Below are 23,175 nucleotides of genomic sequence, written 5' to 3' on the forward strand. Positions count from 1 at the left end.
AGAAGGTAATTGAGTGTTGAAGTAGCGTGCTGGGATCAGAAGATAGACGAGTGTTGAAGTAGCGTGCTGGGTTATAAGGCAATCGAGTGTCCGAGCAGTGCGCGGGGGTAGCAGGTAATCGGATGACTCCAGCAGTTTAACGGACCCAGGATACCCTATTTCCTGAAAAAAGGGGTTTTGGCGAATCCAATGGACATGAGAGCCGTTATTCTCTATAACAGACGACTTTTTGGTCGCTTTCAAGCTGAATAGCGGCTGTGGAGTCCGTTAGATAGTCGGATGGGCATAAATCGGGTGAATAACGTACCTGAGGTCCGTTAAGCCTCGGAGGTATGTTCATCCACCGTCGTCAAGGTGACTACCGTGGCAGCAACGGTTGCCAACAGTGGCTGGAACCGCCGAATCTTGAGAATTTTCGAGAATTATAAAGGCACCTGTTTGTGCCATACCAAAAATGTACTGAGGTAAGTACAGGAATATGTCCTGAACTTGCCTTTTTGTTTGTTCTTAAGCATTCCCATTCAACGTGTTTCCCGCCTTCACCAAGCGAGTGGTCCAAGCAGCGTGCGGGTTCAGAAGGTAAGCGAGTGGTCCAAGCAGCGTGCTGGGATCAGAAGGTAATCGAGTGACGAAGCAGCGTGCTGGGTTAGAAGATAGACGAGCGTTCAAGCAGTGTGCTGGATCGGATAAGGTAATCGAGTGTCCGAGCAGTGCGCGGGGGCAGCAGGTAATCGGATGACTCCAGCAGTTTAGCGGACTGAGGATACCCTATTTCCTGAAAAAAGGGGTTTCGGCGAATCTATCGGACATGAGAGCCGTTATTCTCTATAACAGACGACTTTTTGGTCGCTTTCAAGCTGAATAGCGGCTGTGGAGTCCGTTAGAAAGTGTGATGAGCATAAATCGGGTGAATAACGTACCTGAGGTCCGTTAAGCCCCGGTGGTATGAACATCGACACGTCTGCTGGCACATTAAGCAAATAGCCCCTCTCACTTTACTTTGACAAAATAAATTAACTTATGTTAATTTATTTACATAGGTTAATCTAAAAGGTGGTGCGAGCATTGACAACACATTCAGATATCCCATTAAGAGAATTAAAAAAAGCCAAAAACAAAATCACGCTGTATGAAGCGGGATTGTCCCTGATGCAGGGGCGGATGTTCAGCCAAGTCATGCTGGAGGACATCTGCCGGAGGGCAGAGCTATCAAAGGTTACCTTTTTCAAGTTCTACCAGCGCAAAGAGGATATCCTGGTTTATTTCATGCGGATATGGCTGACCGAGCGGATCATTGAGATTGAGACGGAAGGTAAAAAGGGATTTCAGGCATTTCGCCATCTGTTGTCCCAGGTGGCGAAGGAACATCAGGTGAGGCCGGGGATGATGCCGAGCCTGATCTCCTTTCTGGCCGAGCAGAACATGCAGCCCAGCATGCCTGAGCTTAGCCCGGCGGAGGTGACGCTGCTCTTTCCCGGCCAAGAGGAAGCCGGTAGCTTATCGCCCAATATGTACGAATTGTTCCAGCAATTCATGAAGGAAGAAGCCCAGGCCGGTAACCTCAATAAAGCCTTGACCTTGGAGCAGGCCGTGCAGATAGGTTTCACGGTTTTTTACGGCGCATTTCTAACGGCACAGCTGTACAATTCAACAGACATAGAACGTTTTTACGAGACCCATCTGGGCCTGCTGGAAACGAAAAAAGAGGAGTGATACACACGTATGAGCAAGGTAATCCCAGGGCGTTATACCGCACACATAGATGGACCCTTCGTTGTATTTGTGATCGGGATGCGGATTAATAAATGGTGGTCGGTGCATAAATGGCTGCCTGTGGTGAACGCCATGTCCCCCATGATTCAGGAGCTGTACCGGAACAAAGAGGAGCTTGGATTTTTGGATGGCACTTTTCATTTGTCGTGGCGGGGAGTTACCCTCATTCAATATTGGAGAAGTTTCGAACACCTGGAGCATTATGCCCGTCATGGAGCCAAACATCTGACCGCCTGGAGGGACTTCAACCGCAAGGTTGGAACGGGTGGGGACGTTGGTATTTTTCACGAATCCTACCTCATCGATCAAGGTCAATACGAATGTGTATATAACAATATGCCGAGGTTCGGTCTGGCGAAAGCCGGAGCCCATGTTCCAGCAACGGGACGCAGGGAAACGGCAAGCCGGCGGCTGGGCCGCGAGGGAGAACCCGCTGTGCCCACTCCTCCCAATCCTCCCAATCCGTAGTCTCCGAATATCGGCGGTGGGCGGATCCTCTGAATTACCACACAGCTAAGGGTAAGGATAAATACCATAGGATTAAGATCCAGTCCATGCTATGCAAGTAGTGATGCTTTAGATGTGTTTTTCATGACTTGTCCAAAAAAGTGTTGGTAAACCCCGGGCGTTCTTCTATGATGAAATTACTTCCAATCGATGAATCGGATTAGGAATTCTATCACTCAGGGGGATGCCTATGGGAAGAAAAGCGTGGTTTTACCGACAGCTTTTATCGTATATGCCGGTCTTCTTTATCGTGATTTCCTTTGTGTTTTTTGTATTTTTCCAAATGCTCGGCGAACAGTCGCGGCAAGGCGCGATTCAGGCCAATGAGATGATGATTCAGCAGGCGATGCGCTCGGTGGATAATTCGCTGAAAGCGATTGACCAGATGCTGGTGCAGGAACTGTTATTCAACCCGGATATGTCCGAGTTTTTCAATCATGAAGATCAGGATAATGTTTATTTAAACATGCAGGCGCTGAAGGCGATGAAGCAGTTCAAGGTCTCCAACCCGCTCGTGGATTCTATGGTGCTTGTTCGGGCACAGGACGAGTTTGTCTTAAGCACTTCATCCACCTTCAAATTACAGGATTATGCTGATTATAGCTTTCTCAGGCCCTATTTAAGTCAGGCCAACAGCGAAGCCAAGTGGAGTGGCGTCAGGGATTTTCATGAATTCAGCTTTCATAACGCATCGAAGGTGCTGACCCTTGTACGTGAAGCGCCCTTCGTTACGCATGGCAAAGGCATCATAACGATTAATATCAAGGCAGATGCCATACATCAAATGATACGCAGCATGGTTAATCCCGAGGTGAGTTTTATTCATGTGTTGGATGCGGCAGGTCATGCCATGAATGCAAGCACCTCCGCCTCGGAGGATGGGGAAATGGTCTCCCGTGCGGTGTCTCCGTATACCAATTGGGTTTATGAGGGAGGATTAACCCGGGGCAAGATGGCGGATTTCGTCAGCCAACTATACAATGTATGGTTTATGGTCGGCCTACTCATGTGCGCAGCCGGTATCGTCTGGATTATATGGGTGACCCGTAGAAATTATAAACCCATTGAGGCCATCGTGTCCCGGATTCAGAAATATTCGCAGTCCAAGACAAGCTCCTTGCTCCATGGCAGTAAACAGGATGAATTTGCTTTTATCGAATCTGCGCTGGAGAGCATTCTGGAGCAGTCGAACAGCTTCCAACAGCAGCATCGGGAGGATTTGCATCTGCGAAAAGCGTATTTGTTTCAGCAGTTGATGGAAGGGCAGTACCCGTCCAGCCTGGAGCAATGGAACGTGCAGCACGATGTCATGGGATTGCCTGACTTGTCCAAACCGCTAACGGTTCAAGTGATCGAGATCGACAAATACACACTGTTCTGCGATCAATACCTGCAGCAGGACCAATATTTGATGAAGTTTGCCCTGAAAAGCGCAGTCCAGGAAATTGCTGCAGGACAGGGAGCGGTCATATGGACAGAATGGATATCTGCCTCCAAGCTGGGCGTCATAACGGAAGCACGGGAGCAGAACGCTGAACAGCAGATGGTTGCGCTGTTTGAGCATGCCCGCCTGTGGACGGAAGAGTATCTTAAACTGACCATTACAATTGGCATTGGGGAGATAGCAGAGCGGTACACGGACATCACGGAGTCCTACGAGCAGGCACTTACCGCATTGAAGTACAAAATGATCCTCGGCGAGAACCGAATCATTCATTATACACAAGTAACCGGCGAGGAGCGGGGCCATGCCTTTGATTTTCTGAACCTGATCCGGTCCATGGCTCAATCTTTCCGGCTTGTTAACGGGGACTGGCAGGCGAAATACGATACCCTCATCCATAACATTGAACAGAATATGCTGGACCGGGACGGCGTGGTGAGTTTGGCCGATTACATGATGTATTCGCTGGGTCGGGAAATGTCGTGCATGGCCAAAGAGTTTCAGGATTTGTGGATACAGGAGGGACAGCCGGCCTTAAGGAGGGCTCTTCAATCTTCCGAGACGCTGGAGCAGCTGGAGCATAGCTATGGGGAAGCTTTATCCAGCCTGTTCAAGAGGATGTCAGCCCTGATGCAAGGGCGCAATCATGCGGATGCGATTTTGAAAATACGCTTGTTTATGGAGCAGAACTCGAGCAACCCGGACCTATCACTCCATTATTTGAGCGAACGCTTCGATATAAACTGGAAGACGCTGAGCAAGCTGTTTCGCGAGGAGACTGGACAGAAATTTGTGGATTATTTAATCGAGCTGCGGATGAATCATGCCCGGAAACTGCTTCAAGAGACATTGCTTCCCGTGCAGGATATAGCCACCGAAGTCGGATATTCGAATGCCATCTCGTTTGGGCGGATGTTCAAAAAAATGACGGGAATGTCGCCGGGTGACTACCGGGAGCAAGCGGCTTCAGACACTCGGACTACGGGTGCCGACCGTTCGATCTAACCCTTCTAATACATGACCTTGCCATTTAGAAAGTCCTGCGGATTTTGCGGTCCTGCCGGGCTTTTTTGCTATAACGCGAGATTGGTTTAGTGGAGAAAAAGGTTTATCGCTCGACGTTACATGTATGGATTGTGCTGCGTCTCTTTTAGCGGAAATACGTTGATCCGGAGAATCTTGTTTATTGAACGGGGCGAGGCGTTCCCTCTAAACTTGAGGTCATCACGAAGTGAAGGAGGGTGACCTGATGGCTCGTATGAGCAAAGTCATGACATTACCTGCAGGTGCATCTGCACCACCGAACAAGCCCGTAAACCGAACGAAGAAGAAGCTGATGAGGCACTGGCAGTTTTACCTGCTGATATTCTTCCCGCTGCTCTATATCATCCTCTTCAAATACGTTCCGATGTTCGGCGTCTTGATTGCGTTTAAGGAATACAACGTGGTGCAAGGCATATTCGGCAGCCCCTGGATCGGTTTCGATTATTTCAGTCAGCTGTTTGAGGCACCGTTCTTCTGGCAGTATGTCCGCAACACGCTGGAAATCTCCCTGTACGGTCTCCTAGTCGGTTTCCCTGCCCCCATTCTGTTGGCGCTGGCGCTGAATGAGATCAGGAACGGCCGATTCAAGAAAACCGTCCAGATGGTTACGTATGCCCCATACTTCATATCAACAGTTGTGATCGTCTCCATTCTGATTGTGAATCTCTCGCCAAATACCGGGCTGATGAGCAATCTATACCGGGCGTTGGGGCTTGAGACTGTGGATTTCCTAGGCATTCCAGGGCTGTTCAAATCGATTTATGTCTGGTCTGATGTATGGCAGTTCACCGGATATGGCGCCATCATCTATATTGCGGCCTTGGCTGGAGTTAACCCCGATTTGTATGAGGCAGCAAGGGTGGATGGTGCAACCCGCCTCCAAAAAATCATCCATATCGATATTCCCAGCTTGGTTCCCGTCATCGTCATCCTGTTGATTCTGAATCTTGGCAACCTGATGAGCCTCGGCTTTGAGAAAATTTATCTCATGCAAAATCCGCTCAATCAGAATACGTCCGAGGTCATCTCCACTTATGTGTACAAGGTCGGATTGCTTGGAGCAAACTTCAGTTTCTCGGCCGCAATCGGCTTGTTCAACTCGTTGATCAATTTTATTTTGCTGGTTATTGTCAATTACGTATCCCGAAGAGTCTCATCCACAAGTCTATGGTAGGAGGAATCGCATGAGCAGAACCACAGTACGGGAGTCCGCTGCAGACCGGATATTTCTTGGCATCGTATATCTGTTCTTAGCCATCATTCTGATCGTTATTCTGTTTCCGCTGCTGCATATTGTAAGCGCATCCTTCAGCTCTCCTTCGGCAGTGTCCTCTGGCAAAGTGTGGCTGTGGCCCGTGGATATTACGCTGATGGGGTATAAAGCTGTATTTCAGAATTCCAACATTCTGATCGGGTTTGGCAACTCCTTGTTCTATGCTGTCGTCGGCACAGTGGTTAATGTTGCGCTCACGGTGATGCTTGCTTATCCGCTGGCCCGAAAGACGTTTTACATTCGAAATATGGTGATGATGCTGCTGGTGTTCACGATGTTTTTCGACGGGGGATTGATTCCTAACTATTTGCTCGTGAAGTCGCTGGGCATGCTCGATACGCGCTGGGCCATGATTATACCGGGCGCGCTCGCCGTATTTCAGGTCATCATTGCCAGAACCTTTTTTCAGACCACCATTCCAGAGGAACTGGCCGAGGCTGCGGAGATGGATGGGAGCAGCGACATTACCTTTTTTATTAAAATCGTCCTGCCGCTTTCCAAGCCGATCCTGGCTGTGCTCGCACTTATGTATGCGGTCGGTCATTGGAATTCTTATTTCAACGCCTTGATTTATCTCAAGGACAGCAGCCTGTTTCCGCTTCAGATATTCCTGAGGGACATTTTGATTCTGAATTCCGTCAGCTCGGAGATGGTGACCAATGTGAATGAGCTTCTGGCTCGTGAGGGACTGAAGGACTTGCTGAAATATTCGCTGATTGTGGTTGCAAGCGCGCCGGTGTTGATCATCTATCCGTTTGTGCAGAAGTATTTTGTCAAGGGTGTCATGATCGGCTCCTTGAAAGGATGAACCTTAGTTAACCGGATGTTATGGAGGGGGTGAGGCCGACATTGCAGAATAGGGTATTTCTGATGTTCAGACAAACTGGGGGTCGTTGCTAAAGCGGTTTCATACAAGATCAATGGGCGGGTATTCCATATTAAGGAGGAATTGATTTGAGAAGGTTCACTGGATTATGTTTAAGTCTGATTCTGGCCGTTGTACTGGTACTATCAGCTTGCGGTAAGGCGAGTGAAACAGGAACTGAAGGTTCGGCAAGTTCCCCGGGGTCAGGCGCACCTGTTGAATTATCGGTGTTTGCTCCTCAGACAGCGGGGATTGAAAGTCTGGATGTCAATCCGTTCTCTAAGCATATTGAAGATAAGCTGGGCATTACATTTAAATGGAATACAACGCCCGACGCGGTATTCAACGATAAGAAACTGTTGATGCTGGCAAGCGGGGATTATCCGGCCCTCATCATGAATGCCGGCATATCCAAGGCGGATCAGATCAAATATGGCATGCAGGGGGCTTTCATTCCGTTAAATGACTTAATTGACCAGCACGCACCCAACATCAAAAAAGCGCTGGAGGAAGTTTCCTATTTAAAACCGGCCATAACTGCGCCGGACGGGAATATTTATGCACTTCCCAAGGTGAATGAGTGCCTGCACTGCACATATGGTCAGCGGATGTGGGTCAATACGACCTGGCTTGATAAGTTGGGGCTGGAGATGCCCACAACAACCGATGAGTTCTATGAAGTGCTGAAAGCCTTCAAGGAGCAGGATCCGAATGGCAATGGCAAAGCGGATGAAATTCCGATGACAACCTCCCTTGATGTGTGGGGTGGAGGTGTAGATGCTTTTTTGATGAATGCCTTCATCTACAATAACGGCACAACCTATTTAAGTGTCAAGGATGGCAGGGTGATCTTGTCCGCGGCTGAGCCCGAATGGAAGGAAGGGATGAAGTATCTCCGCAAGCTGTACAGCGAAGGACTGATCGACAAGGGAGCCTTTACGCAAAATGGGGATGCCGTGAAGCAGCTCGGGAACAAAACGGACAATGTAGTCGGTACCGTTGGGTACGCACTGATCAGCAGTGTGCTGGAACCGACGGAAGCGAAGCCGCGTCATAAGGAATACGATGTCGTGCCTCCGCTGAAAGGTCCGGGCGGGGTACAGCTTGCAGGGTACAGCGTAGGTGCTGGAGACGGATCGTTTGTCATTACAAACAAAGCGACAGAGGAGCAGCGGGTGGCAGCGATTAAGCTGGCGGATTACCTGTTCTCCGAGGAAGGCACCGTGATGACCTCGTGGGGTTTTGAAGGAGACGGCTGGCGGAAGGCGGAGTCCGGGGCTCTCGATTACAATGGCAAGCCAGCCGTATACGAAGCGCTGAAACGGGATGTGCCCGATGGATCGCTTGACGTGACCTGGTGGCAGCTCGGCACGATGCTGATGGTGAACTCGCTTCGGGAATCCTTTGTGGCACCGGCGGATCCGCTCGGCAACGGAGCCTATGAATATCGCCTATGGCTTGCCGCGAAGAAATACGAGCCATTTGCGAAGCCGGATGCGGTCTACCCGACGGACGTATTTATCGACCCCACCGATGCAACCTTTATCGCTCAGATTCAGAAGACTATTCAAGATTACGTGAAATCGAACCTGGCCCAATTCGTGACCGGCAGTAAGGATATTGAGAAGGATTGGGATGCATATGTTAGCGGGTTTAAAGGACTGCAGCTGGATAAGTATCTGGAAATTCACCAGAAGGCATTAGACAACCAAGGATAGATAGGAATGGGAGGTTTATCGCGTGCACAATTTCATTGAATACGCTGCCAACATTAAGCCCTCGGAGCGCCAACTGGCCGTACAGGAGATGGAGTTTTATGCTTTCTTTCATTTTACAATCAATACGTTCACGGATATGGAATGGGGCACCGGAAAAGAGGATCCCGCATGGTTTAATCCCGAGCAGCTGGATGCTGACCAGTGGGTTGAAGCCTGTATCAGTGCCGGCATGCGCGGCTTGATCCTCACATGCAAGCATCATGACGGGTTCTGTCTCTGGCCAAGCCGCTATACGGAGCATACCGTGAGGAACAGCCCTTGGCGAAGCGGGCTCGGCGATGTGGTGAAGGAGGTTGCCGATGCTTGCAGAAGAGGCGGAATCAAATTCGGGATTTACCTGTCCCCTTGGGATCGGCATGAACCGTCATATGGAGATTCAGCGCGATACAATCAATTCTTCCTGAATCAATTACGAGAGCTGCTGACCGGCTATGGCGATCTATTCTGCGTCTGGTTTGACGGTGCCTGCGGTGAAGGACCGAACGGCAAGCGTCAGGAATACGACTGGGAGGCGTATTACTCGCTGATTCGCGAGCTGCAGCCGAACGCCGCCATCTCGGTATGCGGGCCGGATATCCGCTGGTGCGGGAATGAGGCGGGACACTGCAGAGAATCCGAATGGAGCGTAGTTCCTTCGTCATTGCGCCAGAATGAAGCCATCCAGGAAAAATCGCAGCAAGCCGACGATCGGGAGTTTGCGCGCCGTTATGAGTCGGATGAAGAGGATCTGGGCAGCCGTGATGTCATTCAGGGCGAGCAGGAGCTGGTGTGGTATCCGGCTGAAGTCAACACGTCCATCCGTCCGGGGTGGTTCTACCATGCTTCCGAGGACGGTAAGGTTAGATCTCTGAAGGAACTGCTCCATATCTATTACGGATCGGTTGGCGGCAACGCGACTTTTCTGCTCAATATTCCGCCGGATACCCGGGGACTGGTTCATGAGCATGACATGCAGCGGCTGCGGGAGCTTGGAGATGCCATTCGCAATACGTTCAGGACCAATCTCGCAGCGGATGCGCATATAACGGCATCGGAAAGCAAGCAGGGATGGGACGCGCGTCATATGCTGGATGGCAGCAGAGATACGTATTGGAGTCCGGAGGACGGTACCGAGTATGCCGTGATTGAGCTGGACTTCGGACGTGAGATCGATTTCGATCATATTGTACTGGCTGAATACCGGTATGGACAACGAATCGAGAGGTTTGAGCTTGAATATATCGCAAATGGAACCTGGCATCCGATTCAATCCGGCACCGTTGTTGGTCACAAGCGCATCTGTCGATTTTCTGCCGTGCGTTCTCAGTATATTCGGCTGACCATTATGGAATCGAGATGGTGCCCGCGCCTGTCCAGCTTTGAAGTGTACAGGGGCGCTGGGGATTGATAGGCTGATTACGAAACCGAATCATATTTTTCCAAAAAAAGATTCGTTCACCTTCCGCTCCCTCCAGATTAGTGTAAGATGTATGTGAGACCAGACCTTACTCCACAGTAGAGAGGATGTATCGCGCATGAGCCAATCCGTAACGTTCCAGACCCGGCTTCTGAGCTCCTTGTCCAAAGTGTTTGCCGATGAAGAACTGTTGCAAGGTTCGTATAACAACGGGTCCGCATTTTGTAATGAGACGTTTTCGTTTCAGGTCGCTTACCGTTCCAATCGCTTGTTGAAAAACATCCGTGTCATGCTTCAGTCGGAGATAAGCCCGCACATTATCGTCCGTTCCGTTGGTCTGGTTCCATCAGAGCTGCCAGCGTACCATGATCATGACGAATTTGTCTTAAGATCCACGTCGGGCCTGTATCCGGACCCGCTGCTGCCCTTGACCGCAGAATCTGTTGTGACAGGATACCCGAACCAGTGGAGAAGTCTATGGATTACGGTGCAGCCTGAGGATGAGGTAAAGGGCGGTACATATGAAATAGGAATCCGCTTTGAAGCCGATTCGGGGGAGTCGCTTGGTGAAGAGGTCTTCACACTGGAAGTCATTCCGGCATCATTACCTGCCCAAACGCTGATTCATACAGAATGGTTTCATGCCGATTGTCTGGCTGCCTATTACGGTGTCGAGATTTTTAGTGAGCGTCACTGGGTCTTGATGGGACAATTTATGGGGACTGCTGCCCGGCATGGGATCAATATGATCCTTACGCCTTTGTTTACGCCTCCGCTGGATACGGAAGTGGGCGGGGAGCGCCCCACGGTACAACTGGTTGATGTGGCTGTTAGCGAAGATGGAACGTATGCGTTTGCATTCGATAAACTCGACCGCTGGGCGGACTTATGCGATACTCATGGGATTCAATACCTGGAGTTCTCGCATCTCTTCACGCAATGGGGAGCCCGGCATGCGCCGAAGATTATGGGCAACGTGAACGGCAAGAGCGAGAAGCTGTTCGGGTGGGATACGGATGCGATGGGATCTTCGTACCATGCCTTCATCAGACAATTCATTCCGGCGCTGACCGGCTGGATCGAAAGCCGGGGACTGAAACAGCGCTGCTATTTCCATGTATCCGACGAGCCGTCTGTCTCCCATCTGGAGGCATATGGTCATGCGAGCCGATTGATGAATGAACTGCTGCCGGATTATCCAATTATTGATGCCTTATCCGATATTTCGTTCTATGAGCAAGGACTGGTGAAGCGACCGATTCCAGGCAGCAACCACATCGAGCCTTTTCTGGACCAACAAGTAACGCCATTGTGGACCTATTATTGCTGTTCCCAGTACAAAGAGGTATCGAACCGCTTCTTCAATCTGCCGTCGGCAAGAAACCGGATTCTCGGCATTCAGCTGTATAAGTACAACATCGAGGGGTTCCTGCACTGGGGATACAACTTTTGGAACTCGCAATACTCGCGCCGCGCCATTGATCCATTCCAGGTGACGGATGCGGACGGCGGTTTTCCTTCCGGGGATGCTTTTGTGGTATACCCTGGCGAAGAAGGGCCTATCGAATCCATTCGGCTGAAGGTATTTCAGGAGGCACTGCAGGATTTGAGAGCGCTTCAGCTGCTCGAGACGCTGATCGGTCGAGAAGCCGTCATGCAGTCGCTGGAGGAAGGGCTGGAGGAGCCGATCACCTTTAAGTGCTACCCCAGGGATATGGAATGGCTGCTGTCGAAGCGGCAGTGGATGAATGAGGAGATCAAGGCGAATATGGTTGTGAAGTAAACGGGAGGGCAAGTGCAGCTCCATCCAAACCCGTGTGAATATATTGAAAATGCCCCGCATTCACCGTTTAACGGTGAATGTGGGGCATTCGTTTTATGTACATAACCTCTGCTTAAAGAATTCGATTGTTTTTTTCCACGAGTCCACACTGGCTTCCGCAAGTTGCTGCTTGGTTCCCGGATCGGGGGAAATCGCACGCAAGTAAGGTATGCCGATGTAATGGCCTGCCCCATCATAGATTAGATGCTTGGATATCGCTGCTGGATCGTTTTGTGTTTTTCTCCGTAATCCTTGCTCCGATAGAGCAGCAGAATCCCAGCTTTCATCGGCTGATCCCGATATCATTAAGACTTCGCCGTTTATTTTTTCTAAAGGGATGGTTGCCCTCTCCAGCCAATCGATGTTAGCGGACAACCCGTCGTGCCATTTACGGAAAGGATTTCCCTTTTGGCTAATCCACATTTCTTTGCATTCATTCGCCAATTGGACTGGATTATCTGGCTGCAGATAGGGGAGCGGCTGGCCTTGGTAAGTCCATGCAGGTGGAAGCGTTGGATCATTACTCCATGGGACAATTCCGCTGAACGATACGGCTGATCCGTTCAAGGAGACAACGGCTGTGATTTCAGGAAACAAGGCGGCTGACCACAGAGCAAGTTCACTGCCCCTTGACGTACCGTGAATTCCGAATCCTCCTGCCTGAACTTCAGATCGCTTCTGCAGCCATTTTATGGCCGATTCAACGTATTCAAGTGGTATATCCCTTAGCTGCTTTTGGAGATTCTCCACGCCGAAATAGGCAAGCGCGAATACCGAGAATCCGTGCGAGGCCAGAAGGGCAGCAGTTTTCTCGTTCATTCCTCCCTCGGATCCGCCCACAACGATAATGCCGGGTCTGGGTTTCAAATCCTTGTTATAAAAAAAGTTCCCAATCAGACCTGCTTCCCGCACGGTTTGCTTCACAGTATCATTGCTTGTCCAATGGCGGGTTACAGCTTGATGTGCCACAATCTCATCATGAGTTTCCAACAGCATTAGCGAGGTTTGTGGCGACAGTTCATCACGAGTGTCGGGTTGATTATATTTTTCGTCCAGAACATGCGTCAGTGCATTCTTTACGGTAGGCTCCATGGACCAAAACAAGGCCATTCCATCCACGCCGCAGTATGTGCCATGGATGGGTGCTTGATGGTCCAGCTCTACTTTACCTTCAGGGTCTGCAACAAAACTCGCCTGTGAGGCTAAATATCGTTCCTCATTTATTTTTTTGATCAGATGGAATGTTACGGTTTCTTGCGGCTGCATCCCAGCGGCAGATATCTTTATAGAAGCATCTACCATGGAATGAGGATCACTGATTATAATTTTAGATCGGTTCACAAGCAACAATCGCCTCCTTATTTGAGTGAAGATGATATAGTTCTGCTTATCAACGTAAAAGTCCTTTTTTAACCCATAGAGGTGGTTGAGGGATTCATGGGCGATTAAGGCCAACCACGCCTTCGGCGAAAGAGGTCTGCTGTGGTTCTAGTGGTGCAGCTGAATTTATGCCATCATAGAGGCAAGGGGGTAATACGATGTATTTGGATTTCAAGTTTGCGGATGACCGTCCGGCGTATATTCAAGTCAAGGATTACATGAAGCGCTTGATGACAACCGGTGCGCTGCAAGCGGATCAGAAGCTTCCCTCCACGCGAGAGCTGAGTGTTTTACTTCGGGTTAGCCGTAATACGGTGCTCAGCGCTTACTCGGATTTGGAGGACGAAGGTTATATCTACGCGGTCAAAGGGCAGGGACATTTCGTTGTCCCGTCGGTAAGTGGGGTATCTGTACAGCTAGAAGGTAAGCGGCTGGATTGGGCTCCGCGTCTGAATGATTACGCCCGGCTCGCGGAAGAGAATGATCTGATGAAGCATGGCATCCGCGCCGAGAAGGGCGCCATATCTTTTACAAGCATCGCTCCCGATGAGAAGCTGTTTGATCTGCAAAATGTAAAGCGTGCATTTCTGGACCGGATGTCGCTTGAAGGGGAGGTTCTCCTTAACTACGGTTATGCCAAGGGTTATAAACCGCTCATCGATTATCTTCTCCGTTATATGGAGAACAAGGGCGTGAATATCCAGGGCAAGGATCTGCTTATCACAAGCGGTTTTACAGAAGCGCTGAGCCTGGTCTTATCGACCTTGAACCAGGGGCATGGACGCATTCTGTGTGAGAATCCAACCCACCATACAGCCATAAAAAATTTTAAAATGCACGGGTACGACATCACCGGCGTCGAGATGGAGCCGGACGGCATCAGCCTGACAGGGCTTGCACGCGAGCTGTCGAAGCGCCCTTACGATCTGGCGTACCTTGTGCCTTCCTATCATAATCCTACAGGAATTGTTATGTCTCACCAGAAGAGGCTTGAAGCTCTGCGATTGCTGAATGAGTATCAGATTCCCGTTATTGAAGATGGTTTCAATGAGGAGCTGCGTTATTCGGGCTCGCATATTGCCCCTCTCGTTGCATGTGCAGGCGGGGAGAACAACAGCGTGATCTATTTGGGCAGTTTCTCGAAAATTTTGTTCCCTGGCCTGCGCGTCGGTTGGGTGCTTGCCGACAAGACGCTGATCCATTATCTGGAAAGCGTGAAGCGTGCCCGCAGTATCCATACGTCGACGCTGGATCAATCCCTGCTCTATCAATATCTGTACAACGGCAACTTCGAGAAATATTTGAAACGGGCCAAGGCGGAGTATAAGCGAAAATATGAGCTTGCGATCCGCTGCTGCGAGGAATGGATTCCGATGGAGCGCTTGTCCGGAGACGGTGGACTTCATCTGTTTGTTGAATTTGGTCCGGATTTCCGGACGCGGGAGCTGCTTGCTGCCTGCTCCGCCCAGGGCGTCGTATTCACGCCGGGTGATATTTTCCATACCGATGGCGGAGGTCATCACACGATGCGCCTCGGCTTCTCCCGCGTCTCGGACGAGAACATCGAGAAGGGGATCCGCATTATCGGTGAAACGGCGAGGAAGCTGCTCAACTAGCAGGGCAAAAAAGAGATCGGAAGAATAACAGTTTAGGAGGACAGCATCATGAAGGTTGGTGTCATCATGGGAGGCGTATCATCAGAAAGGGAGGTTTCGCTGGCTACCGGCAGGGAGATGCTCGCCCATCTGGATAAAAACCGCTACGAGGTTTGCCCGATCGAGATTGATGACAAACGCGAGCTGATCAGCAAAACCGAAGGCATCGACATCGCCCTGCTCGCGCTGCACGGCAAATACGGGGAGGACGGCACGGTGCAAGGCACGCTGGACTCTCTCGGAATACCGTACACCGGCAGCGATGTCCTGTCCAGCAGTGTCTGCATGGATAAAGACCTGAGCAAGAAGCTGCTGCGCTGCGAAGGTTTGTTTACCGCAGACTGGGTCGTGGTGGGCAGTATGCAGGAGCTGGCCGCCGCGGATGTGGAAGGGCTGGGCTTCCCCGTTGTTGTGAAGCCGAATGCAGGCGGGTCCAGCATTGGCACCCGGATTGTCCGTATCCAAGATGAGCTGGCATCCGCTGTCGAGGAAGCGCTCCAATGGGATCGCGCCGTGATGATTGAACAATTCATCGATGGTGAGGAGATCACTTGCCCGATCCTGAACGGGGAAATGCTTCCGATTGTGTCGATTAAACCGAACTCCGAATTTTTTGACTACACGTCCAAATATGTGGAAGGCGAAGCGGATGAGCAGGTGATCGAGCTGCCCCCCGAACTTCGGAAGGCAGTGAACGCGGCGGCGATTCAATGTTACAAGGCACTGAAGTGCAGTGTGTATGCCAGAATCGATATCATCCTGAAGGATAATATTCCTTATATTTTGGAGGTTAACACCCTCCCGGGTTTAACGCGGACCAGTCTGCTGCCAAGAAGCGCGGAAGCAGCGGGATTTTCGTTCAGCAGTTTGCTCGATGCCATTATTGAATTCTCATTAACGGAACGAAAAAGCGAAAAACAAGGAGTAGAAGGATATGAATACAACGAGCAGCTTTATATCGCCGACTGTGCAAGATATGCCCCCATCCGGAATTCGACAGTTTTTTAATGCGGCCGAAGCGGACGATGATGTCATTTCTCTGGGCGTAGGTGAGCCGGATTTTGTGACACCTCAGTGTGCGATAGAAGCCTGCAAGCGCGCTTTGGAGCATGGGCGTACGATGTATACGCCAAACGAGGGTCTTCTGGAGTTAAGAGAAGCAATTGCGGAATACCTGCACAAGGGCTTTCAGCTGGAATATGAACCGTCACGAGAGGTTCTGGTCACCGTTGGCGGCAGTGAAGCGATTGATCTTGCCCTGCGGGCGCTCATCTCGCCGGGAGACGAAATCATCATTCCGGTACCCGGGTACATTGCCTATGCTCCGCTTGTTCAGCTGAATGGGGGGAAGGTGGTAGAACTGGAGCTATCGGCAGAGGAGGGCTTCAAATTAACCGCGGATGAACTTCAGAAGGTAATTACACCCCGGACCAAAGCGATCGTTGTTAATTTTCCGACCAATCCGACAGGTGCCGTCATGACTTATGAGGATTGGCTCCCGATTGCCCGCCTGGCCGTTTCGCACAATTTGGTGGTCATCTCCGACGAGATGTACGCGGATCTTACCTATGGCCGCACACATACCAGCATCGCTTCACTGCCTGGAATGCGGGAACGCACCATTGTCATCAGCGGCTTCTCCAAAGCGTTTGCGATGACGGGCTGGCGTGTCGGCTACCTCTGCGGAGATCGGGACTTGGTGAGCGCCATGGTCAAGATTCATCAGTACACCGCCCTATGCGCACCCATCATGGGACAGATTGCCGCTATCGAATGTCTGCGGAACGGACTCGGGGATCGGGATGCCATGAAGCTGGCTTATGATGAACGCAGAAGGATGTTTGTGCAGGGTCTGAGCGATATCGGCCTGACCTGCCGCGATCCGCAAGGTGCTTTCTATGCCTTTCCCAGCATTGCAGAAACCGGCCTTGGGTCGCAGCAGTTCGCAGAGCGGCTGCTTCGGGAAGCGAAAGTCGCTGTTGTACCGGGTCATGTGTTCGGCGCTGGCGGCGAAGGTTTCATCCGCTGCTCGTATGCCGCTTCCTCCGCTCGGCTGACAGAAGCGCTTGATCGAATAGATCTTTGGCTTAGGGCACACTCATCCCGTGCAGCCCAGGATCTGCACATCCTACAGAATTCTTGAGAGTTTACGGTAATCCGTAGCGGTGATCCCCTCTAACCTGCGGAAAATCCGGCTGAAATAATGAATATCCGGGTATCCGACGCCTTCGCCAACCGCCTCGATCGAAATATCGGATTCCCGGAGGAGCCGCCTTGCTTCCCGGTGACGAACGGATTGCACAAATTCACTGGGTGGCATTCCGGCAAATCGTTTGAATAATTTCGCGGTATGATCGGCACTTAACATTAAATGCTCGGCTATTATTTTATTGCTCCAGTCTTTGGCTGGAGTTTTTTCGATTTGGCTCATCAGATCAATCAGTTTGGCATCATGCGGTGACGTTTCCGTCAGGGCCTGGAAAGGATGCGTCCGACACAATTGAACCAGCACGTCCAGCATCAGTCCTTTGCAGGCGAGTTCATATCCGGCAGGACGGTAGGTGAACTCTTCAACGATGCGTTCCATCATCTGAACACAAGGCAATGGAGGCGTGTAGATGGTCCGTGAGGACAGCGGAAGGAAAGCGGATGAAACCGCTTCTTGAGCAAATTTATCCGGAGCCAGCACGGATTCGTTCACAATCATGTCCGCTTCGGTCTGAATGTCCAGTTCATCAAAAAAATCAAAATGAATTCCCAAAAATCGCGCATCAGGCTCAGATATCACCTCATTCTGATGGTAAACACCGGAGGGCAGGAAAATGAGCTGCCCGGCTTCGATGACATACCGATTCCCGTTCATCGTTGTGGCGGCTGCGCCATGGCATACGTAGAGCAGCTCGAAATCGTACAATCTTCGCCTCGGGAGAGCCCCCGTCGCCATGCGTTGGAATTGAGCATAATGAATGCTGGGCGACCATTCCCGGAAGGACGCTTCACGCTTTATCGGGTAATCCGAGTTTGTATCGTTCATAGATAAATCACTCCAGAAAGGGATGAAATAAAATTTTTGAAGAGAACGGAATTGTCCAAATAATCACTTTTCTATCTAAATCATTTGATGGAATATTTATTTATTATATAAGTATTATTACATCCTGATGGTTTATTTACAACTTGACGGAAAAAGTCAAATGCTGCGTTACATGAATCTTTCAATTTATTTTCAAAGACTTCCATGTGAAAGCGGAAGCTGCATCAATCAACCTATTGATTTGAGGAGGGATTCGTCATGAAGAAAGGGATTAACATTTGGTCATTCCAAGGGGATGCGGCCATCTCCGACTGCATCCGATTGGCAAAAGAAGCTGGGTTTGACGGAATCGAATTGTCATTAAACCAAACGGGCGAGCTTGGGCTCCAAGCCGGTGATAAGGAAGTGCAGAACATCGCTGCACAGCTGAAAGACGCGGACCTGGAAATTGCAGGACTGGCAACAGGCCTTTATTGGGATTATCCAATGACAAGCGAAGACCCGGTTGTCCGTGAAAAAGCGATGGATGTTTGCAAGAAGCAGCTGGAACTGGCTGCCGCATTCGGCGTGGACGCCATTTTGGTTATCCCCGGCGCGGTCGGCGTCGATTTCATCCCTGGCTCCGCCGTGATTGATTACGAATATGCATACGATCGCGCTCAAGAATCCATTCGTAAGCTGGTGCCGTTTGCAGAGAGTGCCGGTGTTGCCATCGCGCTTGAGAATGTGTGGAACAAATTTCTGCTGTCGCCGCTGGAATTGCGAAATTTCATTGACGAGATCGGTTCCGATTATGTCGGCTCCTATTTTGACGTAGGGAATGTTGTTCATAACGGTTATCCCGAGCAGTGGATTCGGATTCTGGGTCAGCGGATCAAAAAAGTCCATTTCAAGGACTACCGCAGGCAAGCTGGCGGGCTGCACGGCTTTGTTGATTTGCTGGCAGGAGACGTTGATTACCCGGCCGTGGTGGAAGCACTGCGTTTAATCGGCTATGACAACTATGTTACGGCAGAGATGATCCCGGCCTATACCCACTATTCGGAGCAGATCATTTTTAATACATCCAATGCAATGGATGCGATTCTCGGACGTACACCGTCATTGCGCCAGCCTGACGCGCGCCAGCGTCAAGGCCAATCATAATAAGGGATACGGAGGGAATATAGGATGCTGAAAATCGGAATATTGGGTTTTGGTTTCATGGGACGCATGCATTTCGACAATTATGTCCGTCTCATGGAAGAAGGTGCCGACATTAAGCTGGTTGCCATCTGCGATCTGCGTATCGATGAGCTGAAAGACAGCAAAGCCAATGGCAATATGGCCACTGAGCGTGATGTATATGATCTGGAGCCCTATCATCTCTACGATCATGTAGACAGTATGCTGGAGAATGAAGAGCTTGATATCGTGGACGTATGTCTGCCGACTTATTTACATGCGGATATGACCTGCATGCTGCTGGAGAAGGGGATTCACGTCATGTGTGAGAAGCCGATGGCAGGCAGTGCAGAAGAAGCCTGGCGCATGGTGAAAACAGCAGAGCGTACAGGCAAAACGTTGATGATCGGACAATGCCTGCGTTTCTGGCCCGCTTATGAATATTTAAAAGCCTGCGTGGAGGACGGACGATACGGAAGCATCGTAGCAGGGGAGTTCTTCCGCGGCTCCGAACCGCCGAAGGGCTGGTTTCTGGAAGGGGACAAAAGCGGAGGCTGCATCACCGACATGCATGTCCATGACGTGGATATGATCCACTGGCTGATGGGCAAGCCGGAACGGGTATCCACATTCGCCAAGACCATCATTGAAGGCAGCCTGTATGATATCGTGTCCACTCATTACAGCTATCCGGATGGTAAGGTGATTAACGCCCATGCGGACTGGACACTGAGCGGTGAACACGGATTCCATATGGGATACCGGGTGAATCTGGAGCAGGCTACGCTTGTGTTCCAGAATAATGAATTGAAGGTTTATCCTGAAGATGCTCCGGGCTTTACGGCTGAGCTGTCCGGTGATTCCGGTTACTATCGCGAACTCCAGTATTTCCTTGAGCATGTTGCACAAGGGACACCCGTAACGGTATGCACACCGGAAAGCGCTGCCGGATCACTGGAAATTATCGAGGCCGAGATCCGTTCCGCGAATGCGAACGGCTCCTTGGAGACATTGCCTGGGAAGCAGACCGTATCTTAACTAAGTTCATCAACATGGCATGAATAAAAAAAGCAGGCAGATCGGGAAATATCCTTGATCTGCCTGCTTTTGCATATGGAGCCCGCTGCGTGAGGCTCTTATTAGGCCCAGACCCGTTGCAGCGAGACTCTGTATGGTAATGAATCGGTTAGGCTCTGAACGTCTTCAGAAAATCTACGGCGAGTTTGATGTCAGCCTCCGGATTTGCTTTCACTTCGCGTTCGATCGTCAGATATCCGGTGTAGCCAATGTCTTTGAGGGCTTGCAGATATGCCGACCAGTTCACGCCGCCTTCGCCGAGCGGAACCTCACGGAACTTCTCGCCGGATTCTGCCATATCGGCGATTAAGTCATGGTCCAGCGGCGGCGCTTCGTATCCGAAATCGCCGTATACATCGCGAGGATCGATATAGTCGGCGAGCTTGATTCCGTCCTTCGCATGCGTATGGACGATATAATCCTTCAGGTTGTACACGCCCTGTACCGGATCATCCCCTGTAACCATGACCATATTTGCCGGGTCGAAGTTAACCGATACGCCGTTGGAACCCAAACCGTCGAGGAATGCCTTCAAGTGGGCGGAAGGCTCGGGGCCCGTCTCGATGGCAAAGAATGCGTTCATGGAATTTGCGAAGGTGCTGAGCTCCACGCAGGCATTGTGCATCGTTTCGTATACGCGGCCGTTGTGGTCCTGCGGAACGATACCGATATGGGTTGTGATAATATTCGTTCCAAGCTCCAAACCAAGCTCCATGATCCGTTTGGATTTTTCGATCTTGGCCGCATTTTCAGCAGGGTCCTGGAAGCCGTGTCCGCCAAGGTCACCCACGAGTGCGGAGATTTCAAGTCCGAGTGATTCGATATAATCCTTCAATTCTTTGCGAGCGGAAGCAGACAGGTTGGCTGGGTCCATTTCGCCATGAACGGCATAAATCTGAACACCATCGGCACCAACATCCCGAGCCTTGATAAGACCTTCTCTTACGCCAACACGAAAGCTGTCCACAATAACGCCAATTTTGTTAGGCATGATAGGCTTCGACATCGTTATATCCTCCTTATATCATCCATCGTCCGTCTGAATTAAACTTCATTCCATGCTTTGCGGACATATTCCAATCCAAATTTGGCTCCCGTACGGCAATCTTCCAATCCTTCGAATTCGATCGAGATGTAGCCGTCATAACCGGATTCTTTCACGATGCGAACGACTTCCGGCATATCGATATCGCCTTGGCCGACAATCGCGCCCCGGAGCCAATTGCCGCTCGAGGTGTTGAACCAGCCGGATCCAGGCACACGCTTGGCCGGGCGATAATAGAAGTCCTTGAAGTGAACCATCGAGGCCAAGCCGATATTGTTGGCTACAGCCACGGTGGATACCTCATCCGCACAGAGGAAATTCCCGATATCCAGGGTTGTTTTGAAGTTTGGATGATTTACGGTTTGGACAAGTGTTTTTACACGGTCGCTCTGCTGTATGAAATATCCGTGGTTCTCCACGCTGGTGGTGATGCCGTGTTCTGCCGCGTAATCGGCAATGATACGGCAAGCATTGGCCAGACGCGGGAGTTCCTCCAGAAAATGAGTAATGGACAAGTCCTTGGAAGAAGCAACGTCATGGCGCATCAGCTTAACGCCAAGGGCCGCCGCTATGTCCACTTCGCCTTTAACTCTTTCAATTTCCGCTTCATAGGCAGCGTCATCCAATTCCGCAAAATTGGCGCCGATGGCATAATTGGAAATCTCAAGCCCTTTGGATGCAGCATGGGATTTGATGGTATCGATCAGCTCCGGCGTTTCCTTCAGGTTAAAGCCGAGCGGAACGATCTCGATATGCTCTCCGCCGATCTCTGCAACGTAGTCGATGACATCGGTAATGGTCATCTCGCCTTTGTTCATGGCCTGATACAGGCTGTATGAGCTCACTCCAAGTTTCATAGCAGAACTTCAGCTCCTTTCTCAGCGGATTCATAGATACCGCACAGAATCTTCATGATCTCAACGCCGTCTTCAACCGGGCTGAGCGGTGTCGTGCCGTTCTCGATACAGGAAATGAAGTGATTGACTTCGCTTTGGAAAGCGGCATCGAAGTCGAATCCTTTGTTGTCTGTTTGCGGCTGGATATTGATGATGGTATCGTGTTTCTCGGTTACGATGGAAACCTCAGGATCAATCTCGAATCCGCCCTTGTCTCCATACAACTTAACGGATTGCAGGTTTTCCTTGGAGTGCAGGGTGAAGCTCACGTCCACCAGCAAAGAGGCACCGTTTTCAAAACGGATCATCGCATTTGCCATATCTTCAACCGTATTCTTCTCCGCGTCGTAATCAGCTGCCTTGTAGAAGGACAGGTTGCGAACATTGGAGCGGTTGCCCAGTTTCCGGTATGTATTTGCACTGACGGCAACTGGCTTTGGACGTCCCATCATATACCAGCACAGGTCAATGACATGCACGCCGATATCGATGAGGGGGCCGCCGCCGGAACGTTCGATGTCGGAGAACCAGCCGCCTGGATTACCGAGACGACGGATGGAGGACGCCTTCGCGAAGTAAATATCCCCGAATTCCCCCTTGTCTGCAAACTCACGCAGCATCTGGGCGTTAGGGTCGTAACGTCTTACGAATCCGACCTGAAGCAGCTTGCCCGAGGATTTCACGGCTTCCTGTACTTGAAGCGCTTCCTCAACCGTACGGCAGAGAGGTTTCTCAACCAGAACGTGTTTGCCGGCATTCAGTGCCGCGATGCTGATTTCGGCATGGGTATTGTTCCAGGTACAGATGCTAACCGCATCGATATCGGGATCAGCCAGAAGTTCGTTATAGTCTGTATAGACTTTGGTAGCGCCGTATTTTTCAGCTGCACGCTGTGCTCTTTCTTCATTTAAATCACACACGGCGAGCAAATTCGCGTTCGCATGTTTTTGATAGGATTGCAAATGCATAGCAGAGATCGATCCAGTGCCAATGACGCCAACATTAATAGATTTCATGATTTC

Annotated in this window: 18 protein-coding genes; 13 read left to right on the forward strand and 5 right to left on the reverse strand. The window is 50.6% G+C overall.

The annotated features are described in order from the left end of the window. Positions 1-1,065 precede the first annotated feature (1,065 nt). The 8 genes from PGL02S_RS04015 (at position 1,066) to PGL02S_RS04050 (ending at position 11,863) form a co-directional block, all read left to right on the forward strand. The gene (locus tag PGL02S_RS04015) at positions 1,066-1,713 is read left to right on the forward strand and encodes a TetR/AcrR family transcriptional regulator (RefSeq protein ID WP_006211778.1); all 648 of its coding nucleotides are present in this window, start codon (positions 1,066-1,068) and stop codon (positions 1,711-1,713) included. A gap of 9 nt (positions 1,714-1,722) precedes the next feature. Beyond that, positions 1,723-2,241, forward strand: coding sequence for a DUF4188 domain-containing protein (locus PGL02S_RS04020; RefSeq protein ID WP_036641513.1), 519 nt, complete (start codon positions 1,723-1,725; stop codon positions 2,239-2,241). 229 nt (positions 2,242-2,470) lie between these two features. Continuing rightward, positions 2,471-4,729 carry a helix-turn-helix domain-containing protein gene (locus PGL02S_RS04025; RefSeq protein ID WP_036641514.1) on the forward strand — a complete coding sequence of 753 codons (2,259 nt, stop codon included), beginning with the start codon at positions 2,471-2,473 and terminating at the stop codon, positions 4,727-4,729. Positions 4,730-4,973: 244 nt separating this feature from the next. Then, entirely contained in the window at positions 4,974-5,942 is a 969-nt protein-coding gene (locus tag PGL02S_RS04030; protein ID WP_006211775.1) for an ABC transporter permease, read from the forward strand. A 10-nt stretch (positions 5,943-5,952) separates the two neighbouring features. Next, on the forward strand, positions 5,953-6,849 hold the full coding sequence (locus PGL02S_RS04035) for a carbohydrate ABC transporter permease (RefSeq protein ID WP_036641517.1): 897 nt from the start codon (positions 5,953-5,955) through the stop codon (positions 6,847-6,849). A gap of 146 nt (positions 6,850-6,995) precedes the next feature. Beyond that, positions 6,996-8,624: an ABC transporter substrate-binding protein gene (locus tag PGL02S_RS04040; protein WP_036641518.1), complete on the forward strand. Its 1,629-nt coding sequence runs from the start codon at positions 6,996-6,998 to the stop codon at positions 8,622-8,624. A gap of 22 nt (positions 8,625-8,646) precedes the next feature. Beyond that, positions 8,647-10,071 carry an alpha-L-fucosidase gene (locus tag PGL02S_RS04045; RefSeq protein WP_036641519.1) on the forward strand — a complete coding sequence of 475 codons (1,425 nt, stop codon included), beginning with the start codon at positions 8,647-8,649 and terminating at the stop codon, positions 10,069-10,071. Between the two features lie 127 nt (positions 10,072-10,198). Continuing rightward, the gene (locus PGL02S_RS04050; RefSeq protein WP_036641521.1) at positions 10,199-11,863 is read left to right on the forward strand and encodes a DUF4091 domain-containing protein; all 1,665 of its coding nucleotides are present in this window, start codon (positions 10,199-10,201) and stop codon (positions 11,861-11,863) included. Positions 11,864-11,956: 93 nt separating this feature from the next. On the opposite strand, the gene PGL02S_RS04055 is transcribed toward PGL02S_RS04050, so the two are convergent. Further along, positions 11,957-13,243 (reverse strand): acyl-CoA thioesterase/bile acid-CoA:amino acid N-acyltransferase family protein, encoded by a 1,287-nt coding sequence (locus PGL02S_RS04055; RefSeq protein WP_235187418.1) that lies wholly within the window; start codon positions 13,241-13,243, stop codon positions 11,957-11,959. A gap of 197 nt (positions 13,244-13,440) precedes the next feature. Between PGL02S_RS04055 and PGL02S_RS04060 the strand changes: the two genes are divergently transcribed. The 3 genes from PGL02S_RS04060 to PGL02S_RS04070 are packed head-to-tail and all read left to right on the forward strand — an operon-like array spanning position 13,441 to position 17,080. Then, positions 13,441-14,898 carry an aminotransferase-like domain-containing protein gene (locus PGL02S_RS04060; RefSeq protein ID WP_006211769.1) on the forward strand — a complete coding sequence of 486 codons (1,458 nt, stop codon included), beginning with the start codon at positions 13,441-13,443 and terminating at the stop codon, positions 14,896-14,898. A 48-nt stretch (positions 14,899-14,946) separates the two neighbouring features. Beyond that, positions 14,947-15,945 (forward strand): D-alanine--D-alanine ligase, encoded by a 999-nt coding sequence (locus tag PGL02S_RS04065; protein WP_036641523.1) that lies wholly within the window; start codon positions 14,947-14,949, stop codon positions 15,943-15,945. Beyond that, a complete protein-coding gene (locus PGL02S_RS04070) occupies positions 15,872-17,080 on the forward strand; it encodes an aminotransferase class I/II-fold pyridoxal phosphate-dependent enzyme (protein WP_036641524.1) in 1,209 nt (402 codons plus the stop codon). The genes PGL02S_RS04065 and PGL02S_RS04070 overlap by 74 nt, the downstream gene beginning before the upstream one ends. Here the strand turns inward: PGL02S_RS04070 and PGL02S_RS04075 are convergent. After that, a complete protein-coding gene (locus PGL02S_RS04075; RefSeq protein WP_036641525.1) occupies positions 17,066-17,971 on the reverse strand; it encodes an AraC family transcriptional regulator in 906 nt (301 codons plus the stop codon). The genes PGL02S_RS04070 and PGL02S_RS04075 overlap by 15 nt on opposite strands. A gap of 258 nt (positions 17,972-18,229) precedes the next feature. On the opposite strand from PGL02S_RS04075, the gene PGL02S_RS04080 reads away from it, so the two are divergent. Both PGL02S_RS04080 and PGL02S_RS04085 read left to right on the forward strand, forming a co-directional pair. Beyond that, a complete protein-coding gene (locus tag PGL02S_RS04080; protein ID WP_036641527.1) occupies positions 18,230-19,117 on the forward strand; it encodes a sugar phosphate isomerase/epimerase family protein in 888 nt (295 codons plus the stop codon). A 24-nt stretch (positions 19,118-19,141) separates the two neighbouring features. After that, the gene (locus PGL02S_RS04085) at positions 19,142-20,173 is read left to right on the forward strand and encodes a Gfo/Idh/MocA family protein (RefSeq protein WP_036641528.1); all 1,032 of its coding nucleotides are present in this window, start codon (positions 19,142-19,144) and stop codon (positions 20,171-20,173) included. Between the two features lie 148 nt (positions 20,174-20,321). On the opposite strand, the gene PGL02S_RS04090 is transcribed toward PGL02S_RS04085, so the two are convergent. Genes PGL02S_RS04090 through PGL02S_RS04100 form a run of 3 tightly spaced genes read right to left on the reverse strand, consistent with a single transcriptional unit; the run spans position 20,322 to position 23,169 of the window. Further along, on the reverse strand, positions 20,322-21,218 hold the full coding sequence (locus PGL02S_RS04090; RefSeq protein WP_006211763.1) for a sugar phosphate isomerase/epimerase family protein: 897 nt from the start codon (positions 21,216-21,218) through the stop codon (positions 20,322-20,324). Between the two features lie 38 nt (positions 21,219-21,256). Continuing rightward, positions 21,257-22,114 (reverse strand): sugar phosphate isomerase/epimerase family protein, encoded by an 858-nt coding sequence (locus tag PGL02S_RS04095; protein ID WP_036641529.1) that lies wholly within the window; start codon positions 22,112-22,114, stop codon positions 21,257-21,259. Further along, the gene (locus PGL02S_RS04100) at positions 22,111-23,169 is read right to left on the reverse strand and encodes a Gfo/Idh/MocA family protein (protein WP_006211761.1); all 1,059 of its coding nucleotides are present in this window, start codon (positions 23,167-23,169) and stop codon (positions 22,111-22,113) included. Before PGL02S_RS04100 ends, PGL02S_RS04095 begins: the two co-directional genes overlap by 4 nt. Between the last annotated feature and the right edge of the window lie 6 nt (positions 23,170-23,175).

Source organism: Paenibacillus glucanolyticus NBRC 15330 (assembly GCF_004000885.1).
Classification (GTDB): domain Bacteria; phylum Bacillota; class Bacilli; order Paenibacillales; family Paenibacillaceae; genus Paenibacillus_AQ; species Paenibacillus_AQ glucanolyticus.

Bases quoted from the DNA above. Each gene is read 5' to 3' on its own strand.
- PGL02S_RS04020 (WP_036641513.1), top strand. From the start codon at position 1,723: ATGAGCAAGGTAATCCCAGGGCGTTATACCGCACACATAGATGGACCC.
- PGL02S_RS04025 (WP_036641514.1), top strand. From the start codon at position 2,471: ATGGGAAGAAAAGCGTGGTTTTACCGACAGCTTTTATCGTATATGCCG.
- PGL02S_RS04030 (WP_006211775.1), top strand. From the start codon at position 4,974: ATGGCTCGTATGAGCAAAGTCATGACATTACCTGCAGGTGCATCTGCA.
- PGL02S_RS04035 (WP_036641517.1), top strand. From the start codon at position 5,953: ATGAGCAGAACCACAGTACGGGAGTCCGCTGCAGACCGGATATTTCTT.
- PGL02S_RS04050 (WP_036641521.1), top strand. From the start codon at position 10,199: ATGAGCCAATCCGTAACGTTCCAGACCCGGCTTCTGAGCTCCTTGTCC.
- PGL02S_RS04060 (WP_006211769.1), top strand. From the start codon at position 13,441: ATGTATTTGGATTTCAAGTTTGCGGATGACCGTCCGGCGTATATTCAA.
- PGL02S_RS04065 (WP_036641523.1), top strand. From the start codon at position 14,947: ATGAAGGTTGGTGTCATCATGGGAGGCGTATCATCAGAAAGGGAGGTT.
- PGL02S_RS04070 (WP_036641524.1), top strand. From the start codon at position 15,872: ATGAATACAACGAGCAGCTTTATATCGCCGACTGTGCAAGATATGCCC.
- PGL02S_RS04075 (WP_036641525.1), bottom strand. From the start codon at position 17,971: ATGAACGATACAAACTCGGATTACCCGATAAAGCGTGAAGCGTCCTTC.
- PGL02S_RS04080 (WP_036641527.1), top strand. From the start codon at position 18,230: ATGAAGAAAGGGATTAACATTTGGTCATTCCAAGGGGATGCGGCCATC.
- PGL02S_RS04085 (WP_036641528.1), top strand. From the start codon at position 19,142: ATGCTGAAAATCGGAATATTGGGTTTTGGTTTCATGGGACGCATGCAT.
- PGL02S_RS04090 (WP_006211763.1), bottom strand. From the start codon at position 21,218: ATGTCGAAGCCTATCATGCCTAACAAAATTGGCGTTATTGTGGACAGC.
- PGL02S_RS04095 (WP_036641529.1), bottom strand. From the start codon at position 22,114: ATGAAACTTGGAGTGAGCTCATACAGCCTGTATCAGGCCATGAACAAA.
- PGL02S_RS04100 (WP_006211761.1), bottom strand. From the start codon at position 23,169: ATGAAATCTATTAATGTTGGCGTCATTGGCACTGGATCGATCTCTGCT.